The following is a 13146-nucleotide window of genomic DNA, read 5'->3' as shown; positions in this document are numbered from 1 at the left end:
GCGGCGGTTATCGGCAATAGGGTCCGCTGCGTCGATGTGTCGTATCAAAGTGGAAGTGCCCTTTGTGAAATCGGTCGGCATCGGGCCCGAGTACCGTACCGAACAATCCGCAAGCGCCGGCGTGAAGTTCGCGCATAACTGTGCTTGTCTCTTTGTTCGTCCATCCTTCTTGAACAGTAATCACAGTGCCATCCATGAGTATGAATGACGATATGTCTATGGCACGCCCGTAAGCATGTGCCGAAAGACGAGCACCAGGTTGATTGTTTTGGGTTTTGCAAGCGTAGTGGCCGGATAAACGCAGGCCCTTCAGTCCACCTCCCTGATCCGCAAAGGCCGGTTTTGCTGTATTCTCCAACCATGTCTTCAAGGTAACGGCGGTCTCGCAATCCATTAGCGCCAACTGGCTGAGCAAGATTTCAGACACAATGCGGATGCGAACAGGTTCGGCAATGCCGCATCCCCGAAGTCGCCCTTTAATCGGCTTGCGGTTTTCACCGATGATGGTCCAATCGCCACAAACTACTCCACGTTCGCGCATCTTTTTGCGTCCAACTTCGAATTGGCGAAACTTGCATGGCCGTAAGCGTGGCCTTGGAGAAATTGTTAAATCTCGTTTCGGGTTGGCAGCTATGGCCCCTTCCTCGGAGTTCATTTCAGGATCTTTTGGTAGTTCGTACTCTACTACCTCTTGCAGTCGCCCATTCGCGCCTTCCTCGCAGTCGGGAGCCGCGTTCGCGATACTTGCGCAAAAGATAAACAATGGAAAAAATACCCGCATTGACCAGCAATATACCTTTTGAGCCCGAAAAAACGCCCTGCTGCAAGTTTCTGAAGATTGACGGTATCCGACAATAATATGTGCGAGTCCGTTCGGACTCTTGAGCAGCCTGATCTGGCTGATCCAAATTGATTGTTAGTGCATGATTGGCCTCAGTTCCATCGAGATGATGGTTTCTGGGGCTGGTGGATGATAACCCAAAGCACTATGCGGTCTCTTCTTATTGTAGTGTTTCCTCCATTGTTCGATCAGAATTTGAACCTCGCGCAAGCTGTAGAAGATCTCGCCGTTGAGCAGTTCATCCCTCATCCTCCCGTTGAAGCTTTCGCAATATCCGTTTTTCCAAGGTGATCTTAGCTGTCACTGTACCCTTAATTACTGGGCGCTGGCTCAAAAAGGTTTTTTAAATCAGTGCCTTATTGTGCCTTTAATTTCTGGACTGTATCACGAATTACCGGATTTCACTCTCATTTCCACTCTCTGATGGTTACGATGAGCCTGAAATCCTCCGCTACGCAATCAACCTATTCTGTTCCATGGATGCTGATGGCCTACACTAGGCGACCTGTGGATATCCTGAAATTAAGGGAACCGTGACAGCTTAGTCCCGACACAAGTCCTGAGTTGGTTATTATCGACTTCAATTTTTGTAAAAGAAACCTAAGCTGCATGGGTACGATAGTAGGCATTGGGCTCGTTCAGAGCATGAAAAAAGATACGTTTTCAACCGATTGATCTTGTCGCAGACACTGCTTACTTGGCGTGCAGAATCTGAGCACTTTCATTGCGATGGATTGGAGCAAAAGATGTTGAAAGCCTGGACCGCCAAGCGGCGAGAGAAATATCAAGTATCTCGGCCGATAGAGCCAGAACATCAGTTCTATGCAATCGGTGATATCCACGGTCGTTCCGATCTGTTGGAACGTGTGCTGTTGCAACTGCCTGAGGCCTCCCAGGTTGTTTTCGTCGGGGACTATATCGACCGTGGTGAAGATAGCGCAGGTGTTTTGCGTAGACTTATTGGTCGCCCCAACTCTCATTTTCTCATGGGAAATCACGAGGAGATGCTGTTGGCATTTCTAGAAAATCCACTTGCGAATGGCTCTAGATGGCTGCGCTATGGTGGTTTACAAACATTGGCTAGCTTTGGTGTTTCGAACGTGACGGAAACCTGCGATCCAAACAGACTGGAAGCTGTACGAGATGCTCTTCGCAAAGCGATGGGGCCAGAGCAAATCTTCTGGTTGCGCAACCTGCTCTACCAGTATCAAAACGGCAATGTCACCGTCGTACATGCCGGAGCTGACCCAAAGCAAAAAATCGACCTACAAGACAAACACAATTTTATCTGGGGTCATCATGACTTCGGAAAGGTCATGCGAGAGGACGGTTTATGGATCGTTCATGGTCATACCATCGTTAGTAACCCAGTTGCGGAAAAAGGTATTATCTCGATCGATACTGGTGCCTACGCGACCGGACAGCTTTGCGTTGCCAATATTTTTCATGGTGGTGTCAGTTTCAACGTTGTTGGTTGAGCACTAAAGATTGTGACAGTGAGGCTTCAAAGCCGCCCAGCGTAGCTGCGTTGCTTGAATGAACTAATTACCTTCACCCAGCACCATGGGCCCCTCAGCCCCCGTCATCGCGCAGTTCATCTCATCAAGGTTGCGCTGGTTGATGTATCTTATGCAACTTTGGCAATAGGCATGCAGCTCATGGCCTCAGGATAGACCAAATTCGTCTCTAGGAAGCCGGCTTTGGTTCTTGCGGATAACCCAAGCCGTTTTCGTTTAGCCGTGGGCTTTCTCTTTGCTTGCCTGCATCGCCAGCTCGTCGCGCCGCCAAGCCCCCATGATCAGCTTTTTGACCCCTGCATAGGTTTCGTCAAAGGTTTGACGTCCCTTTGCATAGGTCTCGCGATTAAAATCACGGTAATCGGCCTCGTAGACGGCGGATACTTGCTCGCTTGCCTGGCCGATGAGAGCGGTAAAATCCTGGCGATAGGGTGAAAGCGCCGTACCAAGGTAGGCTTGCATAAGAGCCGAGAACTCCGCCTGCTGTGCCCCATCGTAGCGAGTAACCACTGCGCGCACCGCGTCCCATTCGAAACGGAGTCCCGTATGTCCAAGCGCACGAGCCGCAATATTCTCCTCCTCTTCGATGCTGGTAAAGGTTGCGTGCAGCATATCAAAGAACCGTCCAGTACTCTGGAACTCGAGAAAAGAGGCCCCTGTCGGCACCAGCAAGATATCGGCGGCGGCCAGAGCGTTGATCGTGAGATACCCAAGGGCAGGAGGCGTATCGAGTACCACCAGATCATAGCTGTCCAGCGCCCCGTCGGCCTGCAGGCGCTCTGAGAGCGCATGCCAGAGCTTCCATGATCGGGCCTGCATGCGCCATGCGGGCACCTGAAACTCTGCCCAGTAGAGATCGAGCTGAGCGCCCAGCAGGTCGATGTTGGGCCAGTGGGTACTCTGCACCAGATCTTGAACGCGCCTCTCCATGGCCTGCGCCACCGTGTCATCGAGGGGTAAGGGATTTTCTCCGCGATCAAGACGTCTCTGGTTTTCGCGCCGCAAATGCTCTCCGTAGTGACGAGCCAGCACCGGAAAGACGGTGTGCCACTCATCCGCAACGCGACCACCAAAAATCGAGGTCACCGACCCCTGGCTGTCAAGGTCCACCACCAGAACCTTGTAGCCATCCAGAGCGGCGGACATGGCTAGATGTGCTGCCGTAGAAGTCTTGCCCACACCACCTTTAAAGTTGGCAACCGAAACGATCTTGGACGGCAATCCCTTGGGGCGGTAGGGCAAGTAGCCACGGGTCTTGACCCCTTCGGAGGCAAAATGTGCACGCAGGCGTAGCACTTCATCGAAGGTGAACCATTTGGCTCCGCCTTCGGATTCTGTCCACCCCTGCGTCAGATCTGGATTCTGACGCAGCACCCGGCGAAGATGGGCGGGAGCTACGGGAATGAGATATTTTGTAATTTCCCAGGTGGAGAACCGACGCAAGGTTTTCCGTTTTGTTTCACCCAGGCCGCGTGCGGTGAGGTCATCACTCCCGCGCCTGCAGGCTTTTGCAATGGTTGCAATGCTTTCAGTGGTCAAAGGATGCCCAAGCGCTTCTAACGCCTGATCAGGGGAAATTCCGTGATAGGGAACGGGGCTGTCGCTGCTCATCGGCACTTCTATGTTTTGTGTTTTGCTCAATGTAACACAAAAGGTGTAACATGGAAGTTTTATCCGTTTCTCGCTTACTTTTCTAAGAAAATAAGGGTTTTGCGGAGGCGATACGATTTTTTTGGTGCGCTGAGGCCACAAATCTCTCGTTAGTATTTTGTTATATATAGTTAAAGAAAATTGGCTTTTTTTAAGTTACTGATTTAGAAGGAAATTCAATCGTCGATTAGGGCTCAACCGACTCCGAAAACCCGAAAGAATGACTCCAATACCCCGAAAGACCGACTCTGATCCCCCGATCTTTGCGTGAAACCCACTAGGCGGCGCGACGGCCTGTGGATAAGTTGGGTGTCACTAAAACCACGAATCCCCAGAAGGGGACGTTAGAAGCTTGATCCTGAACACGGGTCGTGAGGCAGATGAGTAAAAAATATGACATCCGCAGCAGTGGGCGATTTTTTTGTATGCGATTTTTTTGGGGCCAGTCCGAAACACGATCTGGCCTCGCTGGAGCATCCACTTTTTTCGCTGTCGACCCGTCCCGACCGTCGTATCCTTAATTATGTCCATAACGATGTGACGGTGACGGTGACACCTTCGGTTCGGGGGCGCGCCACGATCTTTGATGCGGATATCTTGATCTTTTGCATCAGCCAGCTGATGGCGGCGCTCAATGCGGGGAAATCGGTGTCCAGACGGCTGACACTGACGGCGCATGACCTGATGCTTGCGACTGGGCGGGAGACCAGCGGCGATGCCTACAGGCGTCTCAAAGAGGCCTTTGAGCGGCTCGCGGGTACCCGTATCACCACCAACATCCGCACAGGCGACACCGAGGTTACGACGGGTTTCGGTCTCATCGAAAGCTGGGAAATCGTGCGCAAGACCCGGGCCGGGCGGATGGTAGCGGTCTCCGTCACACTGTCCGAATGGATTTTTCGAGCGGTCAAAGCGCGTTCGGTGCTGACCCTCAGCCGCGCGTATTTCGGGTTGCGCAAACCGTTGGAGCGGCGACTTTATGCACTAGCACGCAAGCATTGCGGACAGCAGCAGAGCTGGCGCGTCTCTGTAGAGGTGCTCTTGAAAAAATCAGGCTCTGTCAGCCCTCGCCGCGTCTTTCGTGCCATGCTGCGTGATATTATTTCCCGCGACAGCTTGCCCGAGTATCAGCTTACGGAAGAGCAGGGTGACATCATCGCCGTTTCGCGCCGCGACATGGTGATAGATGACGGGCGGGGTCTTATGCTGGCGCCGGAGACGCTTGACGAAGCCCGCAAGCTAGCGCCAGGCGCTGACGTCTATGCACTGGAGGCAGAATGGCGGCATTTCGCGGCACGTCGCCCACCAAGATATGCAGATGCAGCTTTCCTAGGCTGGTTGCGCAAAAAGATTCTTTAGCCAAAGCTTTGCGATTTCTGGTGTTCTTTCCAAATGCGTTCAGCATTGGGCGGGCAGTCGAGAAGATGCTTTTAGCTAGTTTAATAGTTTTGCATCGTTGTTTAGGTGCCTCTGATTTGAGGTTTCTCTAATGGTGTTCCGTTAACGGTGGCCGCATTGTTTAAGGTCTGGTGTGGACGTGTCGCGGTTTGATGCCGCCCCTTTGATAGCAGCTACTGTAGCAAAAGAGACGAACTATGGAACTGAAACGGAAGGACGAATTCCGGGCTGATACGGGCCTCCAACCTTTGAGCCCGGGGGGCCGACGCTCGGCAGTTGATCTGGTCTCTAGTGATCAGTGCCAGAGGTATTTATCACCGTAGTCAAGCGGAAAACTGCCATTTAGTGTCATTGACTTAATTGAGGATCAAAAAGACCAAAAAATATCATACAACTTCAGATGAGGCAGAATTTGCGTACAAAAAAGGTCCGTGATCATGGCAGCGCTTCTAACTGGAGCAGTAGTAGGCTGGATAGCAAGCTTCGCTCTGTGGTTCGCTTACTCGTTTAGCTTTGTTCCGGGTCTTTTATTGGGTGCTGCGTTTGGCACGGCTGCGGTGTTCCTCATTCTACTGATGCAAATTACACCTAAGCTTTTCGGCGAAAGCTCGGAAACGAAACAGCATGCCAACTCGAAGTATACTGCGTTCTGATCTGACCCGTCCGTCGGATTGACACCTGTCACCTGTTGCCGGTGAAAGCTTCAAACGCAACGCCACCGCGAAAACCAATGTATCCTGACCCTACTTGCCAACTGGGTGGATTCAGTTCTTAATTACAATTTTTAAACCGGCTCAACTGTTTGGTAAATGGCGTTACTGATCCGTGCAATATAGACGAGAGATTGATGGGCTGCGAGCAGTAGCCGTTTTGCCGGTAATACTATACCATGCTGGATTTGCTGTGTTCAGTGGCGGATATGTAGGTGTCGATGTATTCTTCGTAATCAGTGGCTACCTTATCACAAGCATACTGATTATTGAGCTTGAACAAGAGAAATTCTCGATAGCGCATTTCTACGAACGTCGTGCACGTAGGATTTTGCCCGCCCTATTTTTTGTTATGTTCGCCTGTTTGCCTTTTGCGTATATGTGGATGTTTCCATCGCAGTTAAAGGACTTCGCTCAGAGTTTGGTAGCGGTTGTTTTCTTCTGTTCAAATATTCTATTCTGGCAGCAGAGCAACTATTTTGCACCTGCAGCGGAGTTGAAACCACTGTTGCACACGTGGAGCTTGGCGGTAGAAGAGCAATACTACCTCCTATTCCCGATTTTCCTATTGATGCTATGGCGATTTGGTCGGCAACGCGTGTTTTGGATTGTCGTTACTGTAGCAGCTATCAGCTTCCTGTTGGCAGAATGGGGCTGGAGAAATGCACCCATTCCAAATTTCTATCTCGCTCCGACACGAGCTTGGGAGCTGCTGGCGGGATCTATCTGTGCATTTTTGACAGTAGGCAATGCGCAACGATCGAGCGATCTTCTGAGCACAACGGGTTTGGCGCTCATTATTTTGTCCATCTTTGTTTACGACGCAAATACACCTTTCCCCAGTGCATACACGCTCGCGCCGGTTGTAGGTACAATGCTAGTTATTCTGTTTGCTGCAGAAGGTACTATTGTTGCACGTATCCTGTCGTTGCGCGGCTTTGTAAGCATTGGATTGATATCTTACAGCGCCTATTTGTGGCACCAACCGCTATTCGCCTTTGCCCGCATACGCAGCTTAACTGAGCCAAGTCTTCCGTTGATGGCGGCACTTGCTGCCGCATCTTTGCTGCTGGCCTGGGCGACTTGGTATTGGATTGAACAGCCATTCAGAAAAAGAGCAAACCCAATTCTTGTCACGCAGCGTAGTGTGTTTGCGGCCAGCGGAATTGTCGGAGCAGTCTTTGTTGCTGTTGGATTGGTTGGGTATATTCACAACGGGTTCGAATGGCGAGTAGACGAAAAATACTTAGCTGCCCTCAACGTCAGTCGTGGCGACAGCGCGAGCTGTCACAGTGATTGGAAGGAAATTAACATATCGCAAGAGGTTTGCAGGCTTGGAAGCCATGACAACGAGGTCTCCATTGCAATTGTTGGCGATAGTCATGCGTCACGGTTATCTGACAGTCTGTCAGAGGAGTTAAATAGACTAGGGTTATCAGCGGTAACTTATACAGGCGACTGGTGCGCTCCACTTATAAATTTTGCAACAAATTATCCGATTTGGAAAAGAAACTGTCTGGGTAAAACTAGGGCGGCGATTTCCCGGATACTGTCTGCGCCTACGATAAAAACCGTCATTCTCCACGCTGAGTGGGCAAACTATACTGCTGGAAAAAGGTGGAAGGAAGCAGAAGCACCTGCAGGTTATGTCTATAGTGAGGATGGGAATTTAAACCACTCTCTGGCGGATGTTTCAAAAAACTCATTCTACTTTGAAATGGCGGTAAACCGCACTGTCAGCGATCTGGTAGCCCAAAACAAAAGGGTAATAATAGTATTACCAGTACCTGAGCACGAGCACGATGTAGCAGCCACAGTTGTTAAACTTCTTCTTTTGGGGAAAGCCCCCAATTCTCTGGCCTTAACGGAACTTGACTATCATCGGCGAGCAGGTGAAGCCAGGGAAATCCTGCTTAGAGTTGTTGAGCAGTATGGGCTCGATGTAGTTGATCCATTTTTAATAATGTGTGCTGAAGGGATTTGCCCAATTTCGAACAGCGATGGACTTCCATTGTATACAGATGCAAATCATTTAAGCTACCCTGGTTCCAAACCCATTGCCACAGCAATAGGACTATTGTTGGGTGACTGATCACTCCTAGTCCTAGACGGCGTGTTCTACGTGAAGAAATGCCCTAGAATATTTTGAAAACCGAGACGCGGGAACTGACACAATGCGCTCAAGGAAATCATCGGAAGTGTTTATCGGCGCTTTTATCTCGACAACCTCTTCAAAATCCCGGTACGTCTGTGCGTTCCGCTCAAATTGATAGACTATACTGGTATCAAAAGTAATTCGCATTTGCTGGAACTGGAAATAGGAACGCCGATACGAAATGAGAGCTGTGGGTAGGATTCTCCCATAGCTCTTATCAAATAACCCCACCTTCTTTATCCGTTGAAATTCAGCTGGCTGAATAGGACTGACTGTCTTAAATCGCCCTTCAACTGATGAGACCTTCCGCTCCAGCGTCAAGTGAGATTGATCATCATTGTACCAGCGCACCCGAATTTTGGATCGCGGATGGCAGCCCTCCTCCGATTCAAAATAGGTTCTCAAATCTGGTGTATCGAAGTATTGACTAGAGATCTTTCGGCCAGGATGCAAAAGCGTCATGCCGTTATTGGATAGTTTTGCTCGGAGCTCTTTTGCGCCACTGGACGTAAGTCTAAACTTTCTTTCCTTACGAAAACTCATTGTGTAATTTCATTCAAAACAATATTTGATGCAGGGTCGTGGTTTACTTCGCCGGCACATTGGAAGCTATTAATGCGTAAAAAACCGCCGCCAAATTCTTGCTTTTTCTGAAAGGCCTCGGCACAAACCTTAACTTGATCGCCGGAAAACTGTTCGATGCTAACGCGGGAAAAGTCCTTTGAGGACACTCCTATCAGTGCATTCCGAACATCAACCTTAGATGCTGCAAACAGCGAATCCTCCCCCACTGAAATGCCTTTGTCTCCGCAGCCGGAAAGAACAGCTTGATTGACTGCAAACACGCCTTTTGACACATCGAAGCAATCGTTGCCAGTGTCAGTCACACTAAGGCGGTCGATGGTAATCTGGGCAAAATCGATATCGATTGCATCGGAATAACCGTTCTGCACAGCAAGTGCGCTGAGAGAACCTCTCGAGGATACAATGTTGACAGTGTCTTCACACTGACCGTTCCGGCCAGAGATCGTAACGTCTTCAAATGTGACGTCGTAGAAGTTTAGGCAACCGGTAAGGCCAAATTCATTGAACCGCTGGCCTTCCACAAGTGTGAGGTCTTGTTGTGCGCCTTCAAAGGCGACAGTCCAGTTTTCTAGTTTAACGCCACGTATTAAAACCCAGTCGTTTGGTGCTTCTTGTGATATTGTTATCGAACGATCGTCTTCGTTGATATCAGCTTTACTGCCATGCGACAGAACGATCTGTCCTGAGAGAAACGGTAGGATTTTAGGAGAATTTGCTTCTAGTGTTGTCGGTTCGGGCAACAGAGAAACCCTTTTTCCGTCAAGCATATTTTCACTTATTATGCTGATCAGATCTGCCGGCGACAACTCGAAGCTGCCGTCCACACTTTCATGAAGAACTGACCGTGCTAGAAACGAGCCTGTGCTGGTTCTATCTATTATATGGAGGTAACGCGTATCCAAGCCGTGATTTTTCGTGCGTTGGATTAGTTGCGTTTGCAGCGCATCTGGATCGGTTGGAGACTTTTGAGCGCTGTTGGTTGTGCGCTTCATCATTGCCTCATGATACACGTGCAATCTTTGACTAACTGTCGATAGGACATCTTCGAATAGAGCGTCTGCGGCACTCTTGTCTGCACCTGCACGGTCGACAAATTTTTTGTAGAATGAAGCATCATGTTTCAAAGCTTTAATTTTTTCAGACGTTTGCAAAATGACCTCCGGAGAGGCGAACGCCATGAAACGTTCTAGTGCTTTTTCAAACGTGGCTCGGTCCCCAACATAATCCGGTTCCTGAAATCTGATATTGCCGTCATAGTAGATTGGCTCGAACGTCTGTGTGAAACTGTTGAAATAGAATTTTCGATTATGTGGACGCAGCGCATGGTGGCCATGCATCGCTAGTATGATAAGCGCGTAGTCTTCTAGCATATGCTCGTCGAGGCCCGTATTAGGCATTAGGTCAAGTCCAAAGAAGTAATCCTTTTTTTCGGCTTTTTCGACTTTTCCTGAGAAATCCATATAGGCAGCCTGAAGCTTTAAGTAGGCGTCGAGAGAAATTTGTGTGGAAGTGTCGCCCTTTTCAGCCCATTTTGAGTTCGATTGCCGCGCGAGCGAGACATCCTGCAAATCAAATTCTCCAAAACCGTCTAAGTCCCAAAGGAGGCTTTCATCTCCTTCAAAAATTGGACCCTCTCTGCGGTTCCGTCTTTCAAGCAACTCTTTCTCGGCATTTTCCTGGAAAAGCATTTGTTGCTGAACACCGTTGATACTGGCCGAAACTAGAAACGTTTCCGGGGACAGGTAACCGAGTTCCTGCAGTATCAAGGCGGCCAGGACTTCATTGATACCTACCCTTGTTTCGGGCAACAAAAGTTTGAAGCGGACCGCGTTCAGTATATTGCCTTCCCGCAACCTAACATCGAGGCTCGACACCACATTGCCTCCGGGCAACAGTTTGATGTGGTCTTTCCAATCCCCGTTTTGTCTGACTCTTGCAGGATATTCGCATGAGCCAAAAGGATATCTAATGTAGAGTGTTGCGCTTCTCCTCTTCTTGAATTGATCTTCTATGATGAGACCACTTGAAGCGAGGATGGATATACTATTTTTAAACCACTTCCGGCTTTTCTTGATTTCAACGGCTATGTGTTCAATCTGTGCTGGGTTGGCCAATTCATCACGGTATGCATACGTTGAAAAATTACATTTGGCGCTCGCAGTTTGAGCAAGTGTCACTACCCACACAAAGACTAAGAGCTTTTTGATACCAGCATGTAACATTATTTGTTCAAACGTGCGTCGGTGACCGAGCCATTCCCTTCCAAAGATGCCATGAGGTGTTGAAGTCCGGGAAAATTGTTGGAAGCCAAAATATATGAATAGTTTCCCCCACTGCGAGCCTCTGAGATCAGGTATTCATTGTCCTGCAAGGTTTTGACTGAATCGTTGGCTTCGACCTCCAAGGTGCTCAGACGGTTCCCCTCGCTAAAGGATGTTTCAAAGAACGGTTTGCCGGTCACTCGCCGCGAGATAGAGCTGGCCAGCATCAATGCTATCAAAGCTAAACCCATCGCAAATACGAAGAATAACAACCACTTCAATGAAACTGAAGCTGCAATGCCCATCGTTATTGCCGCAAAATAGACCGAAAGCTCAAAAGGCGACTTTACTGGGTTTCTAAAGCGAACAATTGACAGTGCTCCGATCATACCCAACGACAAAGCAATATTACCTGAAATCACTTTTGTGACTACGAACGTAATGATCGGAAGCGTCGTTAAAGTAGCAGTATGAGCAAACGTAGCGACCCATCCTTGTCCGATCATTACAAGACCAATACGACCAAAAACAGAAACTGATATTAGCAAGCAAACCGTAAGCAGCTCTGGCAAAATGCTGGTTATCAATGCTGAGCCTCCTGGGCAATGAAACTGGTTATGTTTTTGCAATACCTAATAGGCACCAAAGAAGTATGTAAATGCAACTGTCTAGCCTCAGTTTCTGCGTCGCTAATTTGCGATTTCTCCAGTAGAGTGACCTGCTCCCGGTTGTCGGGTCACCCGGCTGGAGATTTTCCGGAGGTTCGAACTCAGGATCACTATCGGACCAAACAAACTCAGGCTTGCCGTGCTTCACGAACAATCGATGCAGGACGTCCAGAAATCGTTCGTATTAACCTGGGCATTGACAGTCACGCAGAGCGCCTCTCGGGTGCACTCCTTCAACATTGTTAACTTTTTGTAACTGCGTCTGTTGTTAGTGGCAATTGAAAATTCCCCACCCGCGAGCGGCCGGGCGAGAGTGCTAGGCACGATAGTCATGCGCATTGCTTTGGTGCGGAATTTTAGATTTGGTTTCGATGCCATATCATTTCTCCCTTGAGGCCAATTAATAAGTTAAAGGAGCGGAGAAATTCCGCAGCAGGTCCAACCTGTTCAGAGAAGCGCAAAACCTCACTGAAGGTTGGAGGAAGTACGCCAACACGAAGGGACCACGCAGTGCGTTTGATTATAGATTATCGGCATTGGAACCACTATTCAGATGGACCACCTGCAAGTCATGTAGTAACAACCCATCCAGACTAATAAAATCGGGTTGACCGCGAGGGGGCTTTAAGTTGAGTAGTGGTGTTCTTGCCGTGATGCAGCCCTATGTTTTCCCTTATATTGGTTATTTCAACTTAATGAAATGTGCCTCTCATTTTGTGCTGTACAATGATGTCAAATATATCAAACAGGGTTGGATAAATCGAAACAGAGTAATGACTAACGACGGCCCAAATATTTTTACCATACCTGTAACAAAAGTTAGGCAAGATACGACTATAGACGAAATAAAAGCAGTGAATTTGGAGCGTTTCAGAACAAAATTTCTGAAGACACTGGAGTACGCCTACGCAAAGTCAAAGTATTTTGATGCCGGTGTAGAGTATGTCGACAAAGTTCTCAGCAGTGAAAAAAGTACAATAAGCGAGATAGCCAAATTTTCGATCACTTGCGCTGCTGAAATGTTTGATATTGATTGCAAGGTATATGAGTCATCAAAACAGTTCTCTGATACGAAAGGGATGGAGCGTAGCGAAAGATTGATTCACATCGCCAGAAAGCTGAATTGCAGCTCGTATATTAATTCTGCGGGGGGTAGCTTTCTATATGAAAAAGAACAATTTAAAGACAGGGGGGTAAATCTAAAATTCATTAAGCCGAATTTCATTCCCTATGAACAAATTAATTCGAAAGAATTTGTTCCCGCCTTGTCAATAATAGATTTATTAATGAACCAGTCTATCGATGAAATTAAAAGTCACCTGTACAGCTACGAGTTAATTTGACAGGGTAGTGTGCGCTCC

Annotated in this window: 9 protein-coding genes and 1 pseudogene; 4 read left to right on the top strand and 6 right to left on the bottom strand. The window is 48.6% G+C overall.

What is annotated here, in order from left to right; translation table 11 throughout:
- Positions 1–7: 7 nt before the first annotated feature.
- Together ACR0JG_RS19340 and ACR0JG_RS19335 are read right to left on the bottom strand one after the other, a co-directional pair.
- On the bottom strand, positions 8–781 hold the full coding sequence (locus tag ACR0JG_RS19340; RefSeq protein ID WP_480572052.1) for an extensin-like domain-containing protein: 774 nt from the start codon (positions 779–781) through the stop codon (positions 8–10).
- Positions 782–916: 135 nt separating this feature from the next.
- Positions 917–1132 (bottom strand): annotated as a pseudogene (locus ACR0JG_RS19335) (integrase core domain-containing protein); the annotation flags it as partial.
- A gap of 455 nt (positions 1133–1587) precedes the next feature.
- On the opposite strand from ACR0JG_RS19335, the gene ACR0JG_RS19330 reads away from it, so the two are divergent.
- The gene (locus ACR0JG_RS19330) at positions 1588–2319 is read left to right on the top strand and encodes a metallophosphoesterase (protein WP_480572049.1); all 732 of its coding nucleotides are present in this window, start codon (positions 1588–1590) and stop codon (positions 2317–2319) included.
- 255 nt (positions 2320–2574) lie between these two features.
- On the opposite strand, the gene ACR0JG_RS19325 is transcribed toward ACR0JG_RS19330, so the two are convergent.
- Positions 2575–3969 (bottom strand): AAA family ATPase, encoded by a 1395-nt coding sequence (locus ACR0JG_RS19325; protein ID WP_480572046.1) that lies wholly within the window; start codon positions 3967–3969, stop codon positions 2575–2577.
- A 432-nt stretch (positions 3970–4401) separates the two neighbouring features.
- Between ACR0JG_RS19325 and ACR0JG_RS19320 the strand changes: the two genes are divergently transcribed.
- Positions 4402–5367, top strand: coding sequence for a replication initiator protein A (locus ACR0JG_RS19320; protein ID WP_480572043.1), 966 nt, complete (start codon positions 4402–4404; stop codon positions 5365–5367).
- Between the two features lie 864 nt (positions 5368–6231).
- Complete coding sequence (locus ACR0JG_RS19315; RefSeq protein ID WP_480572039.1) at positions 6232–8208, top strand: acyltransferase family protein; 1977 nt, start codon at positions 6232–6234, stop codon at positions 8206–8208.
- A gap of 12 nt (positions 8209–8220) precedes the next feature.
- Here ACR0JG_RS19315 and ACR0JG_RS19310 read toward each other — a convergent pair whose 3' ends face one another.
- Genes ACR0JG_RS19310 through ACR0JG_RS19300 form a run of 3 tightly spaced genes read right to left on the bottom strand, consistent with a single transcriptional unit; the run spans position 8221 to position 11704 of the window.
- Entirely contained in the window at positions 8221–8814 is a 594-nt protein-coding gene (locus ACR0JG_RS19310) for a VTC domain-containing protein (RefSeq protein WP_480572036.1), read from the bottom strand.
- Positions 8811–11078, bottom strand: a complete 2268-nt coding sequence (locus ACR0JG_RS19305; protein WP_480572033.1) for a hypothetical protein — start codon at positions 11076–11078, stop codon at positions 8811–8813. Before ACR0JG_RS19305 ends, ACR0JG_RS19310 begins: the two co-directional genes overlap by 4 nt.
- Positions 11078–11704, bottom strand: coding sequence for a DUF4956 domain-containing protein (locus ACR0JG_RS19300; RefSeq protein WP_480572030.1), 627 nt, complete (start codon positions 11702–11704; stop codon positions 11078–11080). Before ACR0JG_RS19300 ends, ACR0JG_RS19305 begins: the two co-directional genes overlap by 1 nt.
- 710 nt (positions 11705–12414) lie before the next feature.
- Here ACR0JG_RS19300 and ACR0JG_RS19295 point away from each other — a divergent pair.
- Positions 12415–13128 (top strand): WbqC family protein, encoded by a 714-nt coding sequence (locus ACR0JG_RS19295; protein ID WP_480572027.1) that lies wholly within the window; start codon positions 12415–12417, stop codon positions 13126–13128.
- Positions 13129–13146: the final 18 nt, after the last annotated feature.

The sequence above is a fragment of the Ruegeria sp. AD5 genome, assembly GCF_056542345.1.
Note: the sequence above shows the minus strand (reverse complement) of the source record. Positions and strands in the feature narration are given on the sequence as shown.